This is a genomic window from Micromonospora sp. NPDC005305 (genome assembly GCF_040607315.1).
Taxonomy (GTDB): domain Bacteria; phylum Actinomycetota; class Actinomycetes; order Mycobacteriales; family Micromonosporaceae; genus Micromonospora.
On sequence record NZ_JBEXGL010000016.1, the window covers coordinates 93054 to 113721 of the forward strand.

Here is a 20668-nt window from a genome sequence, read left to right on the forward strand (position 1 = left end):
GGGGTGAGGAGGTGTCCCAGGTGGACGTCGACGCCGGACACGGCGCCGCCCTGGGCGGCGCCCTTCCGACCCAGCCCGGCGACCTGCCGCTCTCCCGGCGCCTGCGCTCCCTGCTCACCTGGCCCACCACCGACAACGACCCGGTCACCGCGCTGGTCCGCGCCCATCGCGGCATCCATCCCAGCGCCGACGCGTCTGTGCTGCGGCGGGCCTACACGATCGCCGAGAACATGCACCGCGGTCAGTTCCGCAAGAGTGGCGAGCCCTACATCACCCATCCGCTCGCGGTCGCCCAGATCTGCGCGGACCTCGGCATGGACACCACCACCCTGGTCGCCGCGCTGCTGCACGACACCGTGGAGGACACCCGCTACACCCTTCAGGCCCTGCACGAGGACTTCGGCCGCCAGGTGGCCCACCTGGTCGACGGGGTGACCAAGTTCGACAAGGCGTTCTACGGCAAGGCCGCTGAGGCGGAGACCGTCCGCAAGATGATCGTGGCGGCCGGCAAGGACGTCCGGGTGCTGATCATCAAGCTGGCCGACCGGCTGCACAACATGCGCACCCTCGGGGTCCGCTCGGCCGCCTCCCGGGAGCGGATCGCCCGCAAGACCCAGGAGGTGCTCGTCCCGCTCTGCGACCGGCTGGGCATCCAGACCCTCAAACGCGAGCTGGACGACGTGGTGCTCCTGCACCTGCAGCCGGAGGAGCACGCGCGGATCGCCCGGTTCGTGCACGACCGGCCGGGCTGGGACGCCTACCTCGACGACGTGGTCGCGAAGACCCGGGTGGCCCTGCGCCGCAGCCGGGTGGACGCCGAGGTGGGCCCCCGCCCCCGGCACCTCTACTCGATCTGGAAGGACACGGTGGCCGGCGAGCACACCGCGCCCTACGACCTGCCCCGCATCGCCATCGTGGTGGACGGTCCGGCCACCGACTGCTACGCCGCGCTCGGCGCGGTGCACGGGCTCTGGCGGCCGGTGCCGGGTCGCTTCAAGGACTTCATCGCCTCCCCGAAGAACAACCTCTACCGGTCCCTGCACACCAGCGTCTGCGGTCCGCAGAACCGGACCGTCGAGGTGCTGATCCGCACCGAGGAGATGCACCACTCCGCGGAATACGGCGTGGCCGCCCACTACCGCTTCCCCCGCGCCACGGGCCGGGCCGAGGAGCGGACGGACGAGCTTGCCTGGCTGCGCCGGGTGCTCGACTGGGAGCAGGAGACGGTCGATCCCACCCAGTTCATGGAGTCCCTGCGCTGCGACCTGGCCGAGGCGCAGATCCAGGTGGTCGCCGACGGCCGGCAGGTGGTGCTGCCGGCCGGGGCCACCCCGGTCGACCTGGCCTACGAGCTGGGCACCGAGCGGGGCGACCACTGCCTCGCCGCGCGGATCAACGGCCGGCTGGCCCCGCTCTCCTCCGAACTGGAGGAGGGCGACGTGGTGGAGATCTTCACCGAGAGCGACGCGGAGAGCGGCTTCGAGGTCGACGTGGCGCCGCGCGGGCCGCGCCGGGAGTGGCTGGGCTTCGTCAAGTCCCCGCACGCGCAGATGCAGATCAACCGCTGGTTCGCCAAGCACACCGAGCCGGGCATCTCGATCGCCGACAAGGTCCGCCTCGGCCGGGCCACCATCGGTCTGGCGCTGCGCAAGCACGACCGGGGCCTGGCCAGCGACCTCCCGCTGCTGCGGCTCTCCGAGGAACTGGGCTACCCCGACCTGGAGACCCTGCTGGTGGCGGTCTTCGACCGCACCGTGGAGCCCGACACGGTGGTCCGGCAGCTGATCGATCTGGTCGACCACCGGCAGTAGCCGAGCGCCGCTCATCCGCCGGGGTCGCCCGGCCACTAGCCTTACCGGCATGATCCCCCGCGCGCGTGCCACCGGACGGGCCCTCGGCTACCAGATCTTCTACCGGCTCCCGGTCCCGCTGCGGCGCCGGCTGGTCCGGCTCGCCGTGCCGAAGTACATCGTCGGCGCGGTCACCCTGGTCCGGGACTCCGAGGCCGGCGGGGCGGGGCGGATCCTGCTGCTGCGCCAGCCACCGGGCCACAGTTGGACCCTCCCGGCCGGGCTGCTGCAACGCGGCGAGGCGCCGGTGGTCGGCGCGGCCCGCGAGCTGCACGAGGAGTCCGGCATCCGGCTGGCCCCCGAGCGGCTGCGCCCGGCCGTGCCGAACGCCGTGGTGCACGCCAAGGGCTGGGTGGACGTCGTCTTCGAGACGGAGGTGCCGGCCTCCAGCACCGAGTTGACGGTGGACGGCGCCGAGGTCTTCGAGGCCGCCTGGCACCCGCTGGACAACCTGCCCCGGCTGAGCCGGGCCACCGCCAACCTGCTCCGGTACTACGGGATCGGCCCGCGCGCGGGCGAGGCCCCGCCGGCGGCGCCACCGGCCGCGTGACCGGCCCCGGCGTGCCCGCCGCCGGGCCCGGCTGGCGGGCCGCCGTCGACGTCTGCGCGGTCGTGCTCGCCGCGGGTGAGGGAACCCGGCTGCGCCCGCTCACCGCGCACCTGCCCAAGGCGCTCTGCCCGGTCGGCAACGTGCCGCTGCTCGACCGGGCACTGGACCGGCTGGCCGGGCTGGGCCTCACCGGGCCGGACCGGGTCGCGGTGAACGCCTGCTACCTGGGCGGGCAGGTCGTGGCCCACGTGGGCGGCCGGGCGCACCTGTCGGTCGAGCCGGGCGACCCCCTCGGCACCGCGGGCGGGCTGGGCAACCTGCGGGACTGGATCGCCGGGCGGGGGGTGCTGGTCGGCAACGCCGACGCGTACCTGGCCGACCCGGCCGACCCGCCGGGGCCGGACGTGGCGGCGCTGCTGGACGGCTGGGACGGGCGGAGCGTACGCCTGCTCGGCCAGCCGGCCGACGACCCGGCGGCCCCCGGCACCTTCGGCGGCCACCGGTTCGTGGGGTTCTCGCTGCTGCCGTGGCGGCTGGTCCGGGCGCTGCCGCCGACCTTCGGCGACCTGGTCCGGGCGGTCTGGCGGCCGGCGGAGGCGGCCGGCGCGCTCACCGTGGTCCCCTACCGGGGCACCTTCTACGACACCGGCACCCCGGCCGACTACCTGGCGGCCAACCTGCACGCGGCCGGCCCCGGCGGCCTGGTCGACCCGTCCGCGACGGTCGGCGGGCGGGTGACCCGCTCGGTGGTCGGGGCGGGCGCGGTGGTGCACGGCGTGGTGGACCGCTCGGTCGTGTGGCCCGGGGCGACGGTCGCCGCGGGGGAACACCTGAGTGTGGCGATCCGGGCGGGTGCCGACCTGACCGTCCCGGCGGCCCGGTGACCCGCCCAGCCCTTAGCATGGGCCTCGACGTCGACGAACGGAGAATTGTCCCGTGATCACCGCGATCGTGCTGATCGACTGCGCCACCGACTCCATTCCCGAGGTGGCCGAGACGCTGGCCAACCTGCCCGGCGTCAGCGAGGTCTACTCGGTGGCCGGGCACGTCGACCTGATCGCCATGGTCCGGGTCCGCGAGTTCGAGCAGATCGCCCAGGTCATCGCCGGCCGCATCTCCAAGGTGCCGGGCGTGCTCAACACCGAGTCCCACATCGCGTTCCGCGCCTACTCCCAGCACGACCTGGAGGAGGCGTTCGCGATCGGGCTGGCCAACGCCGACTGACCCGCGCGCCGGTGGCCGGCCCGCCCCCGTGGGGCGGACCGGCCACCGTGGGTCGGACGCGTCAGCTCTGGCCGGGCGCCGGGGTCTCCGTGGTGCCCGGAGCGGGCTCCTCGGTGCCGGTGCCGCCCGGAGCCGGCGACTCGGTGCCGCCCGGAGCCGGCGACGTGGTGCCGCCCGGGCTGGGCGTGCCGCTGGCGCTGGTCTGCGGGACCGGGACGCCCAGGGTCTGGGCGAGGGCCACCAGTTCGTCGTAGTGCGCCTGGAGGATCGGCAGGGCGTCCTGGGCGAGCTGGACCACCGACTGCTCGGAACCCTGCGAGATCTCGGTCTGGGTGGCCTGGATGGCCTGGACGTGGCCGGCCAACTGGGCGGTCACCCACGCCTTGTCGAACTCGGCGCCGTTGAGGTTGTTCAGCCGGTCGAGGACCTTCTGCTGGTCGGCGGTCGGGTCGGCCGGCAGCTGGACGTTGAGCTGCTGGGCGGTGGACTGCACCGTCTGGTCCAGCTGGGTGTGGTCCGTCACGAACATCTTGCCCAGGTCCTTGACCTGCTGGTTCTGGCCCTTCTGCTGCGCCAGGTTACCCGCGGTGATCTCGAACAGGTTCACCTGGTGCACCGCCTGCAGGTACTGCGTGTCCTGCGTCGACGGTTGCGCCGCGGCCTGGGCCGCGGCGGCCGGTGCCAGTCCCACGAGCACCAGCGCGGCCAGCAGGCCCAGGCGTTTGATTCCCAACATGCTTTCCCCCCCTTGAGACGTTGGACCGCACGGATACCCGGCTGACCGGGGTTATTCCTGCGATTCCACCCGTCCGTGTCGGGGGGTGGCGGGACACCGGGACGGGGCCGACCGGCGTCCCGCGGCGGGAAGGGGACGGCGGGGCCGGAAACGGCCGTGGCGCCCGCCGGTGATCCGGCGGGCGCCACGGTCAGTCGTACCCGGGTGGGTCAGCGGCGGCTCTCGCCGCTGCCGATCTCCTCCCGCTCCGGTCGGGCCTCGACCGGCGGGTGTCCCGGCGAGACCGGCGCCTCGGCCGGCTTCTCGATCGGGTAGAAGAAGCCCCGGATGGCCGGGCCGAGGGCGCCGAGCCGGTTCATCTTCTTCGGGACCACCCAGCCGACGTAGTCCAGCGCCGGGCCGTGCCCGTCGTGCCCGTCGGTCGGCGTGAGCGGCTGGTGGACCTCCATGAACCGGCCGTCGGGCAGCCGCCTGATGATGCCGGTCTCCACGCCGTGGGCCAGCACCTCCCGGTCGTGCTGCTGGAGACCCAGGCAGAGCCGGTAGGTGAGGTAGTAGGCGAGCGGAGGAACCACCAGCAGGCCGATCCGGCCGGCCCAGGTCATCGCGTTCAAGCTGATGTGGAACTTGTCGGCGATGACGTCGTTGGCGCCGGACAGCGTCAGGACCAGGAAGAAGCCCACCGCCATGGCGCCGGCCGCGGTCCGGGCCGGAGTGTCCCGGGGCCGCTGGAGCAGGTTGTGGTGCTTGCGGTCCTTGAGGTGCCGGGCCTCCAGGAACGGATAGAACAGCGAGATCATCACGAGGATGCCCGGCAGCACCACCGTCGGCCAGAACAGCGGCGGGATGACGTAGCCCTCACCGATGGGGATGCTGATCGCCCACGCCGGCATGAGACGGGTCGAGCCGTCGAGGAACATGACGTACCAGTCGGGCTGGCTGGCGGCCGAGACCACCCACGCCTCGTACGGGCCGAAGTACCAGATCGGGTTGATCTGGAAGAGGCCACCCATCAGCGCGATCACGCCGAAGACGACCATGAAGAAGCCGCCCTGCTTGAGCGCGTAGCGCGGGAACATCCGCTCGCCGACCACGTTCTCGTTGGTCCGGCCGGGGCCGGGCCACTGGGTGTGCTTCTGCTTGAAGACCAGGCCCAGGTGGACGCTGATCAGCGCCACCAGCAGGCCCGGGATGAGCAGCACGTGGGCGATGAAGAAGCGGCTGATGATGATGGTGCCCGGGAACTCCCCGCCGAAGACCGACGAGGTGACCCAGGAGCCGATCACCGGGATCGACAGCATGATCGCGGAGGCGATCCGCAGGCCGGTGCCGGAGAGGCCGTCGTCCGGCAGCGAGTAGCCGGTGAAGCCGGCCAGGAAGCCGACCCAGAACAGCAGCGAACCGATGATCCAGTTCGTCTCACGCGGCTTGCGGAACGCGCCGGTGAAGAAGACCCGGAGCATGTGCACCACGATCGCGGCCATGAACAGCAGCGCCGCCCAGTGGTGCATCTGCCGCATGATCAGGCCGCCCCGGACCTCGAACGACAGGTCCAGGCTGGAGGCGTACGCGGCCGACATGGGGGTGCCCCGCAGCGGGGCGTAGCTGCCGTCGTAGACCACCTCGGTCATCGCCGGCTCGTAGAAGAAGGTCAGGAAGACACCGGTCAGCAGCAGGACGACGAACGAGAACAGCGCGATCTCGCCCAGCAGGAAGGACCAGTGGTCGGGGAAGACCTTGTTCAGCAGCTTGCGGAGCGGGGTGGCCACCTGGAAGCGGTCGTCCACCGCCCCGGCGGTCTTGGCCGGCAGAGCGGCCGGATCGAACTTTCGGCGCTTCATGGCCGCTCCCAGAAGTCGGGACCGATAGCTTCGGTGTAGTCGGACTTCGCCACGAAGAAGCCTTCCTCGTCCACCTCGATCGGCAGCTGCGGCAGCCGCCGGTTCGCCGGGCCGAAGATCGGCGTGGCGTTGTCGGTGATGAGGAACTGCGACTGGTGGCAGGGGCAGAGCAGCCGGTTGGTCTGCTGCTCGTAGAGGCTGGCCGGGCAACCGGCGTGGGTGCAGACCTTGGAGAACGCGACGTAGTTGCCCCACATGTAGTCGCGGTGGCCGATCCGCTCGTTGGCCGTGCGCGACCGCTGCGCGTCGTCCTCACGCAGGTGGATCAGCAGGGTCGGCGAGTCGGCGTGCTTGTTGCTCACGCCCCCCTCGATGCCCGGGAAGACGGTCAGCTGACCGCCGACGCTGACGTCCGACGGGCGGATCGGCCGGCCGTCCTCGCGGATCAGGCGGATCCGCTCGCCACTGCTGGCCGCCGCGAACCCGGTGGTGAACATCTGGCGGTTTTTGTGCGGGTTGGAGATCAGGCCGCCGACCAGCGGCGCCGCGACGACCGCGCCGACCGGCAGCAGGCCGGCGAGCAGCGAGACGCCGAGCAGCGGCCGGCGCTTCACCCCCAGCTCGTCGGCCATGTAGAGCATGGTCTCGCCGGTGATCTTGCGATCCTCCGGGGAGCCCGGCTGGTCGTGCCGGTCCTGGATCGAGACCTCCTTCGGCAGCAGCTTCTTGCCCCAGGTGAGGATGCCGAAGCCGATGCCGAGGAGGGCGATGCCCAGGGTCACGCCGAGCAGCGGGGTGTAGTACTTGTCGCCGCCGCGACCGGCCTCCCACTTCCAGGGCCACCAGATGTAGATGACCAGGAACGCGGTGGCGGCCAGGCCGGTCAGCAGGAACATCGAGGCGACCGTGCGGGTCACTCGGCGCTCCGCCTTGCTGCCCGGGACGACCTGGGGCTCGTAGTGGACGATCTCGATGTCGTCCCGCCGCGCGCCCTCCTCGACGATCTCGAACCGGGAGAGCCGGGGGTCGTTCACGTCGAGCGGCTCCGGGCCCCGCTGGGCCTGGTGCTCGGTGTGGGTGCTCATGCCGTCACCTCGCTACGGGTGGCGCCGGGGGCCGGCGTCACAGCACTGAAACGAATCATCCGCCCGATCACGACTTGCCCGCAATCCACAGGCTCGCGAAGACCAGCGCGACGATGCCGACCAGGAAGATCGCGAGACCCTCGGTCGACGGGCCGTAGCGGCCCAGGTTGAAGCCGCCCTGGTCCTGGTCGTGCTTCAGGGTCTCCTGGATGTAGGCGATGATGTCCGCCTTCTGCTCCGGAGTGATCTGGTTGTCACCGAACACCGGCATGTTCTGCGGGCCGCTCAGCATGGCGGCGTAGATCTGCCGGTCGCTGGCCGGGCGCAGGCTCGGCGCGTACTTGCCCGAGGAGAGGGCGCCGCCGCCGCCACCGAACGCGTGGCACTGCGAGCAGTTGATCCGGAACAGCTCGCCACCGGCGGCCATGTCGGCGTTCTCGTGCAGGTTGTTGCCCTGCGGCACCTGCGGGCCGCCGCCGAGCTCCTGGATGTACTGGCCGAGCTGGCGCACCTGCTCGTCGGTGAACTGCGGGGGCTTGCGCAGGGCCTGCGCCTCCTGCCGGGCCATCGGCATCCGACCGCTGCTGACCTGGAACTCGACCGAGGCCGACCCGACGCCGATCAGGCTCGGACCACGTCCCTCGACGCCCTGCGCGTTGCGACCGTGACAGGTCACACAGCTCACGTCGAACAGCGCCTTGCCCTCGTTGGCGGCGGCGGTCAGGGGCGGGTTGTCCTGCGCCTGCACACCGGGGGCGAAGACGGTGTAGGCGCCGCCGGCCAGCATCAGCGCGGCGGCCAGCCGGACCGCGGCACCCAGCCGGCGGCGGCCCCTGCTGCGCGCTACGGGCCGCCCGCGCAGGCGCGCGAGCAGACCGCGTCGGCGGTCGTTGTCAGAAGTCATGACCTGTGTCCTTAACCGGTTGGACCTTGTCTCAGGGGACGAAGCAGCGGCGCGATACGTGACGCGCCAAGATCACTGGAGCCAGTAGATCATGGCGTAGAGCCCGATCCACACGACGTCGACGAAGTGCCAGTAGTAGGACACGACGATCGCCGAGGTCGCCTGCGCCGGAGTGAACCGGCCCATGGTGGTGCGGATCATGAAGATGATGAACGCGACGAGACCGCCGGTCACGTGCAGGCCGTGGAAGCCGGTCGTCAGGTAGAACATCGACCCGTAACCGTCTTCGTTGATCTTTACGCCCTCGTGCACCAGGTTGCGGTACTCGTTCGCCTGGCCGAGCACGAAGATCAGGCCCATCACGAAGGTGATCGTGAACCACCGGCGGAGGGCGTGGACGTCACCCTTCTCGGCCGCGAAGACACCGAGCTGGCAGGTCACCGAGGACAACACCAGGATCACCGTGAAGGTGGTCGCGTAGGGGATGTTGAGGATCTCGGTGTGCTTCTCCCACTGCTCCGGCGCCGCTGCGCGGATCGAGAAGTACATCGCGAACAGCGCCGCGAAGAACATGAGTTCGCTGGAGAGCCACACGATCGTCCCGACGCTGACCATGTTGGGCCGCGTCAGGGAGTGGATCCGGCTCTTGTCAATGGCTGGGGCCGCAGTCACGCGGTCATTATTGCCCTTGACCGGGACCGACGATCAGCGGGGTGGCAAACCTGTGCCATCAGTGGCCCGATAGGGGTGGTCCGCTTCGCCTGACCTACCCTGAAAAGCGTGCTGCACGTCGATCCGATCTTCGCCGCCACCTCGGTGGCCCCGGCGACACTCGCGGCGGGGGGCGAGGCCGTCCCGCCGCCGTTCACCGTGGCCCGGGTCCTGACCGAGACCCGGCTGGACAGCTGGCTCACCCTCGGCCTCGTGCTCGCCGCCGGTCTCTACCTCTACGGGGTGTACCGGCTGCGGCTGCGCGGCGACCGCTGGCCGGTGGTGCGTACCGTCAGTTTCCTCTTCCCGGGCCTCGGCGGCATCGCCGCGGTCACGGTCAGCGGGCTGGGCGCCTACGACACCGCGCTGCTGTCGGTGCACATGATCCAGCACATGGTGCTGTCCATGATCGCGCCGATCTTCCTGGCGCTCGGCGCCCCGGTGACGCTCGCCCTGCGCACCCTGCCGGTGCGCCCGCGCAAGCGCCTCCTGGCGATCGTGCACAGCCGGATCGCCCGGGTCTACAGCTTCCCGCTGGTGGCGTTCGCCATCTTCGTGGTGAACCCGTTCGCCCTCTACTTCACGGGCCTCTACGAGATCACCCTCCGGCACGAGTGGGCGCACGAACTCGTGCACGCGCACTTCATCATGACCGGCTGCGTGTTCTTCTGGCCGCTGCTCGGCCTGGACCCGCTGCCCGGACGCTGGCCGTACCCGGCGCGGGCGCTGCTCATGCTGCTCTCCGTGCCGTTCCACACCGTGCTCGGCCTCACCATCATGCAGAGCACCATCCTGCTCGGCGGCGACTGGTACCCGTCGCTGCACCTGAGCTGGTCCGACCCGTGGAACGACCAGGTGGTCGCCGGCGGCGTGCTGTGGGCCGGCGGCGAGTTCGTCAGCGTCACCATGCTGGCCGTGCTGGTCGTCCAGTGGGTCAAGCAGTCCGAGCGGGAGGCCCGCCGGCTGGACCGCGAGCTGGACCGCCAGGAGGCGCGCGAACGCGCCGCGCAGGCGAGCGCCTGACCACGCACTGGTACGCCAGGGCGGGGCGATCGCCCGGATGTGACGCCCGCTACGATCAGCGGGCAGCTACGAGGTGGGAGTCACGTCACGATGAGCGATCGTCTTTGCACCGTCCTGCTCTACAGCGACGACCCGAAGGTCCGGGACCGGATGCGACTCGCCGTCGGCACCCGGCCCGCCCCCGGGCTTGAGATCGAGTTCGTCGAGGCCGCCGACTACGCCGGTTGCGTGCGGCTGGTCGACGACTACGAGATCGACCTGCTGCTGCTCGACGGCGAGGCGAGCCCCGGCGGCGGCCTCGGCATCGCCCGCCAGATCAAGGACGACCGGGACGACGCCCCGCCGACCTGCGTGGTGCTGGCCCGCGCCGCCGACCGCTGGCTGGCCGCGTACGCCCAGGTCGACGCGACGCTGACCCACCCGCTCGACCCGGTGACCGCCGGCACCACCGTCGCCGAGCTGCTGCGGCGCACCCCCGCCGCGGCCTGAGCCACCCTGCGACGGCTCCAGCCCGGCGCGCGCCGGGACCCGGAGCCGTCATCCCGGCGCCACGGCGACCGGACGCCACACCCGCTCTCACGCCCGCTCGGGAGGCCCGCCATGGGCGAACGGACCTGGCCGCTTCTGCTCAACGCGCTGCTGCGCGGCGAGGAGCTCTCCACCGCCGACACCGCCTGGGCGATGGGCGAGATCATGGCCGGCTCGGCCACGCCGGCCCAGATCGCCGGCTTCGCCGTGGCCCTGCGCACCAAGGGTGAGACGCCCGCCGAGCTGGGCGGCCTCGTCGAGGCGATGCTGACCCGGGCGGTCCCGGTCGCGCTGCCCGAGGAGGTCCGGGCCGGCGCGCTGGACGTGGTGGGCACCGGCGGCGACCTGGCCCACACGGTGAACATCTCCACGATGGCCGCGCTGGTGGTCGCCGGGGCCGGTGTCCGCGTGGTCAAGCACGGCAACCGGGCCGCCTCCTCCTCGTGCGGCACCGCTGACGTGCTGGAGTACCTGGGCGTCCCGCTCGACCTCGACCCGGAGCAGGTGGCGCGCTGCGTGACCGAGGCCGGCATCGGCTTCTGCTTCGCCGCCCGGTTCCACCCCGGGATGCGCCACACCGGCCCGGTCCGCCGGGAGATCGGCGTGCCCACCGCGTTCAACTTCCTCGGCCCGCTGACCAACCCGGCCCGCCCCCGGGCCGGGGCCGTGGGCTGCTTCGACCCGCGCATGGCGCCGGTGATGGCGGCCGTCTTCGCCGCCCGGGGCGACTCGGTGGTCGTGATGCGCGGCGAGGACGGGCTGGACGAGTTCAGCACCGGCGCGCCGACCCGCGTCTGGGTGGCCCAGCAGGGCGCCGTCAGGGAGGCGCTGCTGGACGCGACGGAGCTCGGGGTACCCCGGGCCACCCTGGCCGACCTGAGGGGCGGTGACGCGGCGTACAACGCCGGCGTCGTCCGGCGCCTGCTGGCCGGCGAGACCGGCCCGGTCCGCGACGCGGTGCTGGTGAACGCCGCGGTCGCGCTGGCCACTCAGGGCCCGCTCGACGGCGACCTGCACGAGGCGCTGCGCGCCAGCCTGGTCCGGGCGACCGAGTCGGTCGACTCGGGCGCGGCCGCCGGCGCCCTGGAGCGCTGGCTCGAGGTCGCCGGCACGCTCTGAGCCCCGGCGCCGTCCGGGTTCTGTCGGACCGGCGTGCCAAACTACACGGGAGTAATTTTCCGTTTTCCGCCGATGGCGCCGCCGCCCGGCGGGCACCGGACCGAGAGGAGACGCCCGTGTCGGACCGCGAACTCCACTGCGACAGCTGCGAGGGCGTCGTGCTGTTCGAGGCGCCACCCTGCGTCGACGGGCACGGCGCCGACTGCCCCGAGCTGATCTGCACGGGCTGCGGAGCGGCCGTGCTCATCGCCAGGTTCGCCTTCCGCGCCCCGCGCGTGGGCAACCGCCGCGGCACCACCCGCCGGCCGCACCGCCGCGCCGCCTGACCCGGCCCCGCACCTGGGCGCCCGCCGCCTCGCCGCACGGCGGGACAGCGAAGGGCGGAAAGCGGAAGGCCCGCGGCCCCCGAGGGGGCGCGGGCCTTCCGCTGACGGTTCGGTCAGTGCTCGGCGGTGCGGCGGGTGCCGGAGTAGTACTCGAAGAGCAGGCCGCAGGCGCCGAAGACGACCGCCACCATGCCCACCCCGATCAGCCAGAACTGCCAGAAGACCAGGCCGAGACCGGCGATCGCGGCGGCCAGGGCCAGGCCGAACGGCCAGTAGCTGCCCGGGCTGAAGAAGCCGATCTCGCCCGCGCCGTCGGCGATCTCGCCGTCCGCCCGGTCCTCCGGACGCAGGTCGATGCGGCGCGAGACGAACCAGAAGAAGCCGCCGCACATCGAGCAGAGCAGGAAGGACAGCAGCAGCGCCACGGTGCCGACCCACTCGACCCGGCCGCCGTCGCCGTACGTCCAGGCGCCATAGAGGATCGTCGCGCCGAAGAGGAACGTCGCGATGACGAGGAAGATCTTCCACTCGGTCTTCATGCCGGACCCCTCAGCTTCCCGCGCCGGCCGTCGCATCGGACGGGTTGAAGTTGGCCGTGTTGCGCCGCGTCTTGAACGGCTGGGTTTCGGTGGCGTACGGGTCTTCGCCGATCGCCTGGAGCGCTTCCTGGGTCGACTTGCCGGCCTTCTTGGCCGCCAGGAACTGCTCGTACTTCTCCGGCGAGACGACCCGCAGCTCGAAGTTCATGAAGGCGTGGTAGCTGCCGCACAGCTCGGCGCAGCGGCCGACGAAGTGGCCCTCCTCGAGGCTGGAAACCTCGAAGGTGTTGCGGATGTTGCCCGGCATGACGTCGCGCTTGAACAGCAGCTCCGGCACCCAGAAGGAGTGGACGACGTCGCGGCTCTGCTCCTCGAACCGGATCGACTTGCCGCTCGGCAGGACCAGCACCGGGATGACCTCGCTGGTGCCGAGCACCGAGGCGACCGTGTTGGCGTCGCGGCCCTGGCCGTCGCGGTAGTTGAACTGCCAGTTCCACTTGAAGGCGACGACCTCGACCGTGACGTCGGGGTTCCTCGACTCCTTCACCACGTCGGTCTGCACCACCGCGGTGTAGTAGAAGAGCACGGAGACCACGAGGATCGGCGCGATGGTGTAGAGGAACTCCATCGGCAGGTTGTAGCGGGTCTGCACCGGCAGCGCGTTGCCGCGCTTCCGGTAGCGGATCACGCACCAGAAGATCAGGCCCCAGACGAACACGCCGACCGCGAGGGCCGCGATGCAGGACGCGATCCACAGGTCGTACATGCGGTGCGACTCGGGCGTGATGCCGCCCTGCGGCCAGCCGAAGCCGCCGAACGTCCTGCCGACGTCACAGCCGGTGAGCAGAACCAGCAGCGCGGCTCCACCGAGACCGAGCCCGGCGAGTCGACCAGCACCACGCCGCCGGCTCCCGCCGGGCCCCGAGGAAGCGCTGTGCCGTACGGCCGACGGCCGTACCTCCGAACTCCTTGCGACCACCTGGTCCTGCCTCCCTAGCGCGCCGCGGTGATTGTTTCGCTCGACACCGACGGCAAAGGCGTCACCGACGGTCGCAGATTACTCGACCATGACGGGCCTGACCGTCTTGGGGTCACTGTCCGCCCCCATCGGGGAGATCTTGGGCGTACCGGGGCGATAGCGTGGACGTTCGTGAGCGCAATCCCGGTCTACCTGGACGCGGCCACCGCCGCCCCGCTGCACCCGGTCGCGCGGCAGGCGCTGCTGGCCGCGCTGGACGACGGCTGGGCCGACCCGGCCCGGCTCTACGGCCAGGCCCGCCGGGCCCGCCAGCTCCTCGACGCCGCCCGCGAGGCCGCCGCGCAGACCCTCGGCGTCCGCGCCGACGAACTCTCCTTCACCCCCAGCGGTACGGCGGCCGCGCACGCCGCCGTGCTCGGCGGCCTGTCCGGGCGGCGCCGGGCCGGGGCGGTGCTGGTGCACTCGGCGATCGAGCACTCGGCGGTGCTGCACGCCGCGGAGCGGCACGTGGCCGGTGGGGGCGACGCCGTGGGCGTACCCGTGGACCGGCTCGGCCGGGTCGACCTGGACGCCTGGGCGGCGGCGGTGGCCGCCCCCGGCGTGGCCCTGGCCGCCCTGATCGGGGCGAGTCACGAGGTGGGCACGGTGCAGCCGGTGCCCGCCGCGGCGGAGCTCTGCGCCGAGGCGGGGGTGCCGCTGTACGTGGACGCGGCGCAACTGGCCGGCCGGGCGCCGCTGCCGGCCGGCTGGTCGGTGCTGAGCGCCAGCGCGCACAAGTGGGGCGGGCCGCCCGGCGTGGGGCTGCTCGTGGTGCGCAAGGGCACCCGCTGGGAGTCGCCGTTCCCGGCCGACGAGCGGGAGTCGGGGCGTACCCCGGGGGTGGTGAACCTGCCCGCGGTGGTGGCCGCGGCGGCGAGCCTGCGCGCGGCGGCGGCCGACGCGGCGACCGAGGCGGCCCGGCTCGGTCCGCTGGTCGACCGGATCCGGGCCCGGGTGGCGGCCGAGGTGCCGGACGTGGAGGTGGTCGGCGACCCGGTGGACCGACTCCCCCACCTGGTCACCTTCTCCTGCCTGTACGTGGATGGCGAGGCGCTGCTGCACGCGCTGGACCGGCGGGGCTTCGCGGTCTCCTCCGGCTCCTCGTGCACCTCCTCGACCCTGCGGCCGTCGCACGTGCTGGAGGCGATGGGGGTGCTGTCGCACGGCAACGTCCGGGTGTCGCTGCACCGGGAGACCACCGAGGCGGACGTCGACCGGTTCCTGGCCGAGCTGCCCGGGATCGTGGCCGACCTGCGCGCCGAGGCGGGGGTGACCGGCCTGTGAGCGGGAACAGCGAGCCGGACGAGGTGCTCGACTGCCGGGGCCAGCGCTGCCCCCTGCCTGTGATCAATCTCGCCCGGCGGCTGCCCGAGCTGCCGGTCGGCGCGGTGATCCGGGTGCTCGCCGACGACCCCGCCGCGGCCGTGGACATCCCGGCCTGGTGCCGGATGCGCGGCCAGGAGTTCGTGGCCGCGCACCCCGACGGAGGCCCGGGCTACGACGTGCGCCGCAGCCACTGACCCCGCGGCTCAGCGGAGGGCGGTCACTGCAGGTGCGGCCGGACGTCCTCGGCGGCCGCGTCGCCGTACGACTCGGCGAGCCGCTTGACGAACAGGTCCCGGCGGACCTCGTACTCCTGGCCGCCGAAGTTCTCCAGCACCAGCGTGGCGAGCAGGCAGCCGACCTGGGCGGCGCGCTCCAGGCCGACCCCCCAGTTGAGGGCGGCGAAGAAGCCGGCCCGGAAGCCGTCGCCGACGCCGGTCGGGTCGATTGCCTGGATCTCCCGGGCGATCGGCACGTGGATGGTGCCGACCTCCCGGCCGGCGATCTCCACGCCCTGCTTGCCCAGCGTGGTGACCCGCACCTTCACCCGGTCCAGCAGCTGGGCGTCGGTCAGCCCGGCCTTGCTCTGCAGCAGCGACTTCTCGTACTCGTTGGTCATGAGGTAGTCGGCGCCGTCGACCAGGCCGAGCACGTCCGCGCCGTCCATCCGGGCCAGCTGCTGCGACGGGTCGGCCACGAAGGCGTAGCCGCGCTCCCGGCACTCCGCGGAGTGCCGGATCATGGCGGCCGGGTCGTTGGCGCTGACCAGCACCAGGTCGAGGCCGCCGAGCCGCTGCGCCACCGGCGCCAGCTCGATGTTGCGGGCCTCGCTCATGGCGCCCGCGTAGAACGAGGCGATCTGGCACATGTCGGTGTCGGTGGTGCAGACGAAGCGGGCCGTGTGGGCGATCTCGCTCACGTGCACCGAGTCGCAGTCGACGCCGTGCCGCTCCAGCCAGGACCGGTAGTCGGCGAAGTCGGCGCCGACCGCGCCGAGCAGCACCGGGCGCAGGCCGAGCTGGGCCATGCCGAAGGCGATGTTCGCGGCGGTGCCGCCGCGCCGGAGGACCAGCTCGTCGACGAGGAAGGACAGCGAGACCTTGTCCAGCTGGTCGGCGATGAGCTGGTCGGCGAAGCGGCCGGGGAAGCTCATCAGGTGGTCGGTCGCGATCGAGCCGGTCACGGCGATCTTCATGTCAACCCTCGCGGTCGGGAGCACGGCGCGGGTCAGCCTACCGGTCGCCCCGACCCGCCGGACGGGGGTCGGTCCACAACCGGTCGTGCCCCGCACATCCGGACGTCACCGTCCGGACACCCGCCGGAGGCGACAAAACGGCGGGACCATCCCGTGAGGGATGGCCCCGCCGTCAGGCAGGTGTCGTCGGCCCGTCGACTCAGCTGAACGAGTCGCCGCAGGCGCAGGAGCTGCCGGCGTTCGGGTTGTCGATGGTGAAGCCCTGGGCGTCGATCCGGTCGGCGAAGTCGATGGTGGCGCCGGCCAGGTAGGGGGCGCTCATCCGGTCGACGACGACCTCGACACCGCCGAAGTCGGTGACGACGTCACCGTCGAGCGACCGCTCGTCGAAGAACAGCTGGTACCGCAGGCCGGAGCAGCCGCCCGGCTGCACGGCGACCCGGAGCCGCAGGTCGTCACGGCCTTCCTGCTCGATCAGGGCCTTGACCTTCTGCGCCGCGACGTCGGTGAGGACGACGGTGCTGGGGGCCTTGGCCTCGGTCGACTCGGTCTGCGCTGGCGTGGTCACGTGGAAGTCTCCCTGCGCGGTATGGGGTCCGGACGCACTGGCCAACGCCGCACGTCCGCCAATGATTCCCGGTGTGGTCCAGGTCCGATCGTACGCCGCCCCGACCGGCGGCACCTCCGGTGGCACGAGCCGCGTCGCGTGAGCGGCGCCGCAGGCCACGGCGGGCTCAGCGGCTCCACTGGCGGGCCAGGCGGGCGCCGAGCGCGCGCAGGCCCTCGGCCGGGCGGCTCATGGCCGCCTCCACTCCCCCGCGCTCCTCACCGCCGAAGTGCTCCACCAGGCTGTGCGCCTCGGTGACGCCGGCGGCGGCGGCCTCCCGCCGTCCGGTGCTCACCCGGCCGGCCAGCACCACGCAGGGCACGCCCCGGTCCCGGGCGGCCCCGGCCACCCCGGCGACCACCTTGCCGCGCAGCGACTGGTGGTCGAACGACCCCTCGCCGGTGATCACCAGGTCGGCGGCGTCCAGCGCGGCGTCCAGGCCGATGGCCCGGGTGACCAGGCCGATGCCGGACTCGCACCGGCCGCCGAGCGCGAGGACCGCCGCGCCGAGCCCGCCGGCCGCGCCGCCGCCGGGCAGCGCGCCGAGCCCGGACGGGCAGCCCGGCAGGTCCTTCTCCAGCACCGCCGCCCAGCGCTCCAGCGCGGCGTCGAGCAGCAGCACGTCCGCGCGGGTGGCGCCCTTCTGCGGGCCGTACACGTTGCTGGCGCCGTGCAGCCCGAGCAGCGGGTTGTCGACGTCGGTGGCGGCGACCAGCGCCCCGCCGCGCAGCCGGGGCGCGCCGTCCAGCGCGGCCACGGCGGCGAGGGCCGCGCCGCCGTACGGCAGGGCCCGGCCGGCCTCGTCCAGCGCGGTCACCCCGAGCGGGGTGAGCATCCCGGCGCCGCCGTCGTTGGTGGCCGACCCGCCCAGGCCGACCACCACGGTCGTCGCCCCGGCCTCCACGGCGGCGGCGACCAGCAGGCCGAGCCCGTAGGAGGTGGTCGCCTTCGGGTCCCGCTCGGCGGCGGAGAGCAGGTCCAGGCCGCACGCCTGCGCGCTCTCCAGGTAGGCCACGCCGTCGTCGGTGAGCAGGATCTCACCGGCGGTCGGCCGGCCGAGCGGGTCGACGGTGGGCACCGGCAGCCGCCGCCCGCCGAGCGCGTCGGCGAGCACGGCCACGAACCCGGGGCCACCGTCGGCCAGCGGCCGGATCAGCAGCTCGTCGTCGGGGGCGACCTCCCGCCAGCCCTCGGCCACCGCGGCGGCCACCTCGGGGGCCGGCAGCGTGCCGGCGAACTTGTCCGGGCAGAGCAGCACGCGCATGCCGAGCAGTGTGGCAGGCCACATCCGTGGCGGCCGCACGGCGGCCCCGCTGTGGGACCATGGGGGCGTGACTTCGACCTGGGTTGAGCCCTCCAACACCGCCACTGCGCTGCTGCTCCTCGGCCGCGGCAGCGACCCCGCCACCGAGCGTGGCGTGGAGTGTCCGGGTGACCTCCCCGCGCCGAGCGATCCGGACCTGGTGGCCCGGGCGGCCGCCGCGAAGGCGGCGCTCGGCACGAAGGTCTTCGTGCTCGGCCACCACTACCAGCGCGACGAGGTGATCCAGTTCGCCGACGTGACCGGCGACTCGTTCAAGCTGGCACGGGAGGCGGCGGCCCGCCCCGACGCGGAGTACATCGTCTTCTGCGGCGTGCACTTCATGGCCGAGAGCGCCGACATCCTCACCTCGGACCGCCAGAAGGTGATCCTGCCCGACCTGGCCGCCGGCTGCTCGATGGCCGACATGGCGGTGCTGTCGCAGGTCGAGACCGCCTGGGACGTGCTGACCGAGCTGGGCATCGCGGCGGACACCGTCCCGGTGACCTACATGAACTCCTCGGCGGACATCAAGGGCTTCGTCGGCCGGAACGGGGGCGTGGTCTGCACCTCGTCCAACGCGAAGCGGGCGCTGGACTGGGCGTTCGCGCAGGGGCAGAAGGTGCTCTTCCTCCCCGACCAGCACCTGGGCCGCAACACCGCCGTCCTGGAGATGGGCTTCTCGCTGGACGACTGCGTGCTCTACGACCCGCACAAGCCGAACGGCGGGCTGACCCCGGAGCAGCTGCGCGACGCGAAGATGATCCTGTGGCGCGGGCACTGCTCGGTGCACGGCCGCTTCACCCTCGACAGCGTCAACGACGTGCGCGAACGGGTGCCGGGGGTCAACGTGCTGGTCCACCCGGAGTGCCGGCACGAGGTCGTCAACGCCGCCGACCAGGTGGGCTCCACCGAATACATCATCAAGACCATCGAGGCGGCCCCGGCCGGCTCGGCGTGGGCCGTCGGCACCGAGCTGAACCTGGTCCGCCGGCTGGCACTGGCCCACCCGGACAAGCAGATCATGTTCCTCGACCGGGCGGTCTGCTACTGCTCGACGATGAACCGGATCGACCTGCCGCACCTGGTCTGGGCGCTGGAGGAGCTGGCGGCCGGCCGGATGGTCAACCAGATCACCGTGGACCGGGACACCGCCGGGCACGCCCGGGCCGCGCTGGACCAGATGCTCGCGCTCCCGGGGGCCTGATCACCGTCGGTCACCTCACTGGTACGGAAACGCACCGGAATCCCCGGTTCGTGCCCTCGCTGGTGATGTGACCGATTCCATTCCCGTCACGGAGGGCTATGCTGCCGGGGCGACGACTCACGCGGCCGGTTTTGACCGGGCCGCCATCCGGGTAGCGATGCAGATCGTGCACCTGACTCATCTACACGGCAGCACCAACGCGCTGGAGGTTGCGTTGACCGACGACGTCCTGGTCGTACACGGAGGCACTCCGCTCGAAGGGCGGATCCGCGTGCGCGGCGCGAAGAACCTCGTGTCCAAGGCGATGGTCGCCGCCCTGCTGGGCGACACGCCCAGCCGACTGTTCGACGTGCCCCGGATCCGGGACGTGGAGGTCGTCCGCGGGCTGCTCGGCCTGCACGGCGTCAAGGTCAGCGACGGCGAGGAGGACGGTGAGCTGGTCTTCGACCCGTCCAACGTCGAGAGCGCCAGCACCGACCAGATCAACGTGCACGCCGGTTCCAGCCGGATCCCGATCCTGTTCTGCGGCCCGCTGCTGCACCGGCTCGGCCACGCCTTCATCCCCGACCTGGGCGGCTGCCACATCGGCCCGCGCCCGATCGACTTCCACCTCCAGGCGCTGCGCGAGTTCGGCGCGACCGTGGAGAAGACCCCGGAGGGGCTGCACCTGTCGGCGCCGAACGGGCTGCACGGCACCAAGTTCGCCCTGCCCTACCCGAGCGTCGGCGCCACCGAGCAGGTGCTGCTCACCGCGGTGATGGCCGAGGGCGTCACCGAGCTGCGCAACGCCGCGGTGGAGCCCGAGATCATCGACCTCATCTGCGTGCTGCAGAAGATGGGCGCGATCATCAAGGTGCACACCGACCGGGTCATCGAGATCCAGGGTGTGAAGCGGCTCAGCGGCTACAACCACCGGCCCATCCCGGACCGGATCGAGGCGGCGAGCTGGGCGGCGGCCGCGCTGGCCACCCGCGGGCACGTCGAGGTGCTCGGCGCCCAGCAGGCCGACATGATGACCTTCCTGAACATCTTCCGCTCGGTCGGCGGCGAGTACGAGGTCACCGACCTCCGCCCGCCGCGCGGCGGCCGGCCGGGCCAGGAGGGCGGCATCCGGTTCTGGCACCCGGGCGGCGAGTTGAACGCCGTGGCGCTGGAGACCGACGTGCACCCCGGTTTCATGACCGACTGGCAGCAGCCCCTCGTCGTGGCGCTCACCCAGGCCCGGGGCCTGTCGATCGTCCACGAGACGGTCTACGAGCAGCGGCTCGGCTACACCGAGGCGCTGAACTCGATGGGCGCCAACATCCAGGTCTACCGGGACTGCCTGGGCGGCACCCCGTGCCGCTTCGGCCGGCGCAACTTCAAGCACTCCGCGGTGATCGCCGGCCCGAGCAAGCTGCACGCGGCCGACCTGGTGATCCCCGACCTGCGGGCCGGTTTCAGCCACCTGATCGCGGCCCTGGCCGCCGAGGGCACCTCCCGGGTCTACGGCGTCGACCTGATCAACCGGGGCTACGAGGACTTCGAGGCCAAGCTCGCCGACCTGGGCGCGCACGTCGAGCGTCCCTGACGGCGTCTTTTA

At 72.4% G+C, this 20668-nt stretch carries 22 protein-coding genes; 12 read left to right on the forward strand and 10 right to left on the reverse strand.

Annotated elements, in window-relative coordinates; genetic code table 11:
- The first annotated feature begins 20 nt into the window (after positions 1-20).
- The 4 genes from ABZS80_RS24135 to ABZS80_RS24150 are packed head-to-tail and all read left to right on the forward strand — an operon-like array spanning position 21 to position 3624.
- Positions 21-1811, forward strand: a complete 1791-nt coding sequence (locus ABZS80_RS24135; protein ID WP_355059265.1) for a RelA/SpoT family protein — start codon at positions 21-23, stop codon at positions 1809-1811.
- Positions 1812-1860: 49 nt separating this feature from the next.
- Positions 1861-2400, forward strand: a complete 540-nt coding sequence (locus ABZS80_RS24140; protein WP_355059183.1) for an NUDIX domain-containing protein — start codon at positions 1861-1863, stop codon at positions 2398-2400.
- Positions 2397-3284 (forward strand): sugar phosphate nucleotidyltransferase, encoded by an 888-nt coding sequence (locus ABZS80_RS24145; RefSeq protein WP_355059185.1) that lies wholly within the window; start codon positions 2397-2399, stop codon positions 3282-3284. Before ABZS80_RS24140 ends, ABZS80_RS24145 begins: the two co-directional genes overlap by 4 nt.
- 52 nt (positions 3285-3336) lie before the next feature.
- Complete coding sequence (locus ABZS80_RS24150) at positions 3337-3624, forward strand: Lrp/AsnC ligand binding domain-containing protein (protein WP_151463220.1); 288 nt, start codon at positions 3337-3339, stop codon at positions 3622-3624.
- 61 nt (positions 3625-3685) lie between these two features.
- Here the strand turns inward: ABZS80_RS24150 and ABZS80_RS24155 are convergent, their stop codons facing one another.
- The 5 genes from ABZS80_RS24155 to ABZS80_RS24175 form a co-directional block, all read right to left on the reverse strand.
- The gene (locus ABZS80_RS24155) at positions 3686-4360 is read right to left on the reverse strand and encodes a DUF4142 domain-containing protein (RefSeq protein ID WP_151463219.1); all 675 of its coding nucleotides are present in this window, start codon (positions 4358-4360) and stop codon (positions 3686-3688) included.
- 209 nt (positions 4361-4569) lie between these two features.
- Complete coding sequence (locus ABZS80_RS24160; RefSeq protein ID WP_355059187.1) at positions 4570-6201, reverse strand: cytochrome b N-terminal domain-containing protein; 1632 nt, start codon at positions 6199-6201, stop codon at positions 4570-4572.
- Positions 6198-7286: a Rieske 2Fe-2S domain-containing protein gene (locus ABZS80_RS24165; RefSeq protein ID WP_355059189.1), complete on the reverse strand. Its 1089-nt coding sequence runs from the start codon at positions 7284-7286 to the stop codon at positions 6198-6200. The genes ABZS80_RS24160 and ABZS80_RS24165 overlap by 4 nt, the downstream gene beginning before the upstream one ends.
- A gap of 67 nt (positions 7287-7353) precedes the next feature.
- Positions 7354-8190, reverse strand: coding sequence for a c-type cytochrome (locus ABZS80_RS24170; RefSeq protein ID WP_355059191.1), 837 nt, complete (start codon positions 8188-8190; stop codon positions 7354-7356).
- A 72-nt stretch (positions 8191-8262) separates the two neighbouring features.
- Positions 8263-8862: a heme-copper oxidase subunit III gene (locus ABZS80_RS24175; protein ID WP_151463215.1), complete on the reverse strand. Its 600-nt coding sequence runs from the start codon at positions 8860-8862 to the stop codon at positions 8263-8265.
- A 108-nt stretch (positions 8863-8970) separates the two neighbouring features.
- Between ABZS80_RS24175 and ABZS80_RS24180 the strand changes: the two genes are divergently transcribed.
- The 4 genes from ABZS80_RS24180 to ABZS80_RS24195 all read left to right on the forward strand — a co-directional run bounded on the left by ABZS80_RS24180 (position 8971) and on the right by ABZS80_RS24195 (position 11897).
- Positions 8971-9924 carry a cytochrome c oxidase assembly protein gene (locus tag ABZS80_RS24180; protein ID WP_355059194.1) on the forward strand — a complete coding sequence of 318 codons (954 nt, stop codon included), beginning with the start codon at positions 8971-8973 and terminating at the stop codon, positions 9922-9924.
- A 90-nt stretch (positions 9925-10014) separates the two neighbouring features.
- The gene (locus tag ABZS80_RS24185) at positions 10015-10413 is read left to right on the forward strand and encodes a hypothetical protein (protein ID WP_151463213.1); all 399 of its coding nucleotides are present in this window, start codon (positions 10015-10017) and stop codon (positions 10411-10413) included.
- A gap of 111 nt (positions 10414-10524) precedes the next feature.
- Positions 10525-11571, forward strand: a complete 1047-nt coding sequence (gene trpD, locus ABZS80_RS24190) for an anthranilate phosphoribosyltransferase (RefSeq protein WP_355059196.1) — start codon at positions 10525-10527, stop codon at positions 11569-11571.
- 116 nt (positions 11572-11687) lie between these two features.
- A complete protein-coding gene (locus tag ABZS80_RS24195; protein WP_355059198.1) occupies positions 11688-11897 on the forward strand; it encodes a hypothetical protein in 210 nt (69 codons plus the stop codon).
- Between the two features lie 113 nt (positions 11898-12010).
- Here ABZS80_RS24195 and ABZS80_RS24200 read toward each other — a convergent pair whose 3' ends face one another.
- Together ABZS80_RS24200 and coxB are read right to left on the reverse strand one after the other, a co-directional pair.
- Positions 12011-12436 carry a cytochrome c oxidase subunit 4 gene (locus ABZS80_RS24200; protein ID WP_355059200.1) on the reverse strand — a complete coding sequence of 142 codons (426 nt, stop codon included), beginning with the start codon at positions 12434-12436 and terminating at the stop codon, positions 12011-12013.
- A 10-nt stretch (positions 12437-12446) separates the two neighbouring features.
- Positions 12447-13415 carry a cytochrome c oxidase subunit II gene (gene coxB, locus ABZS80_RS24205; RefSeq protein ID WP_355059202.1) on the reverse strand — a complete coding sequence of 323 codons (969 nt, stop codon included), beginning with the start codon at positions 13413-13415 and terminating at the stop codon, positions 12447-12449.
- Between the two features lie 171 nt (positions 13416-13586).
- Between coxB and ABZS80_RS24210 the strand changes: the two genes are divergently transcribed.
- Positions 13587-14738, forward strand: a complete 1152-nt coding sequence (locus ABZS80_RS24210) for an aminotransferase class V-fold PLP-dependent enzyme (protein WP_355059204.1) — start codon at positions 13587-13589, stop codon at positions 14736-14738.
- Complete coding sequence (locus ABZS80_RS24215) at positions 14735-14974, forward strand: sulfurtransferase TusA family protein (protein WP_355059206.1); 240 nt, start codon at positions 14735-14737, stop codon at positions 14972-14974. Before ABZS80_RS24210 ends, ABZS80_RS24215 begins: the two co-directional genes overlap by 4 nt.
- Positions 14975-14997: 23 nt before the next feature.
- Here ABZS80_RS24215 and ABZS80_RS24220 read toward each other — a convergent pair whose 3' ends face one another.
- From ABZS80_RS24220 to ABZS80_RS24230, 3 genes are all read right to left on the reverse strand, one after another.
- Positions 14998-15972: a carbohydrate kinase family protein gene (locus tag ABZS80_RS24220; protein ID WP_151463206.1), complete on the reverse strand. Its 975-nt coding sequence runs from the start codon at positions 15970-15972 to the stop codon at positions 14998-15000.
- Between the two features lie 199 nt (positions 15973-16171).
- Positions 16172-16540, reverse strand: a complete 369-nt coding sequence (gene erpA / locus ABZS80_RS24225) for an iron-sulfur cluster insertion protein ErpA (protein ID WP_107079767.1) — start codon at positions 16538-16540, stop codon at positions 16172-16174.
- Positions 16541-16706: 166 nt separating this feature from the next.
- Complete coding sequence (locus tag ABZS80_RS24230) at positions 16707-17867, reverse strand: glycerate kinase (RefSeq protein ID WP_355059209.1); 1161 nt, start codon at positions 17865-17867, stop codon at positions 16707-16709.
- Between the two features lie 43 nt (positions 17868-17910).
- On the opposite strand from ABZS80_RS24230, the gene nadA reads away from it, so the two are divergent.
- Both nadA and murA read left to right on the forward strand, forming a co-directional pair.
- On the forward strand, positions 17911-19086 hold the full coding sequence (nadA, locus tag ABZS80_RS24235) for a quinolinate synthase NadA (RefSeq protein WP_355059211.1): 1176 nt from the start codon (positions 17911-17913) through the stop codon (positions 19084-19086).
- A gap of 157 nt (positions 19087-19243) precedes the next feature.
- Positions 19244-20656, forward strand: a complete 1413-nt coding sequence (gene murA / locus ABZS80_RS24240; RefSeq protein WP_355059213.1) for a UDP-N-acetylglucosamine 1-carboxyvinyltransferase — start codon at positions 19244-19246, stop codon at positions 20654-20656.
- Positions 20657-20668: the final 12 nt, after the last annotated feature.

Coding starts and splice junctions, on each gene's coding strand:
- ABZS80_RS24140 (WP_355059183.1), top strand. CDS start 1,861: ATGATCCCCCGCGCGCGTGCCACCGGACGGGCCCTCGGCTACCAGATC.
- ABZS80_RS24155 (WP_151463219.1), bottom strand. CDS start 4,360: ATGTTGGGAATCAAACGCCTGGGCCTGCTGGCCGCGCTGGTGCTCGTG.
- ABZS80_RS24160 (WP_355059187.1), bottom strand. CDS start 6,201: ATGAAGCGCCGAAAGTTCGATCCGGCCGCTCTGCCGGCCAAGACCGCC.
- ABZS80_RS24165 (WP_355059189.1), bottom strand. CDS start 7,286: ATGAGCACCCACACCGAGCACCAGGCCCAGCGGGGCCCGGAGCCGCTC.
- ABZS80_RS24170 (WP_355059191.1), bottom strand. CDS start 8,190: ATGACTTCTGACAACGACCGCCGACGCGGTCTGCTCGCGCGCCTGCGC.
- ABZS80_RS24185 (WP_151463213.1), top strand. CDS start 10,015: ATGAGCGATCGTCTTTGCACCGTCCTGCTCTACAGCGACGACCCGAAG.
- trpD (WP_355059196.1), top strand. CDS start 10,525: ATGGGCGAACGGACCTGGCCGCTTCTGCTCAACGCGCTGCTGCGCGGC.
- ABZS80_RS24200 (WP_355059200.1), bottom strand. CDS start 12,436: ATGAAGACCGAGTGGAAGATCTTCCTCGTCATCGCGACGTTCCTCTTC.
- ABZS80_RS24220 (WP_151463206.1), bottom strand. CDS start 15,972: ATGAAGATCGCCGTGACCGGCTCGATCGCGACCGACCACCTGATGAGC.
- ABZS80_RS24230 (WP_355059209.1), bottom strand. CDS start 17,867: ATGTGGCCTGCCACACTGCTCGGCATGCGCGTGCTGCTCTGCCCGGAC.
- murA (WP_355059213.1), top strand. CDS start 19,244: ATGCAGATCGTGCACCTGACTCATCTACACGGCAGCACCAACGCGCTG.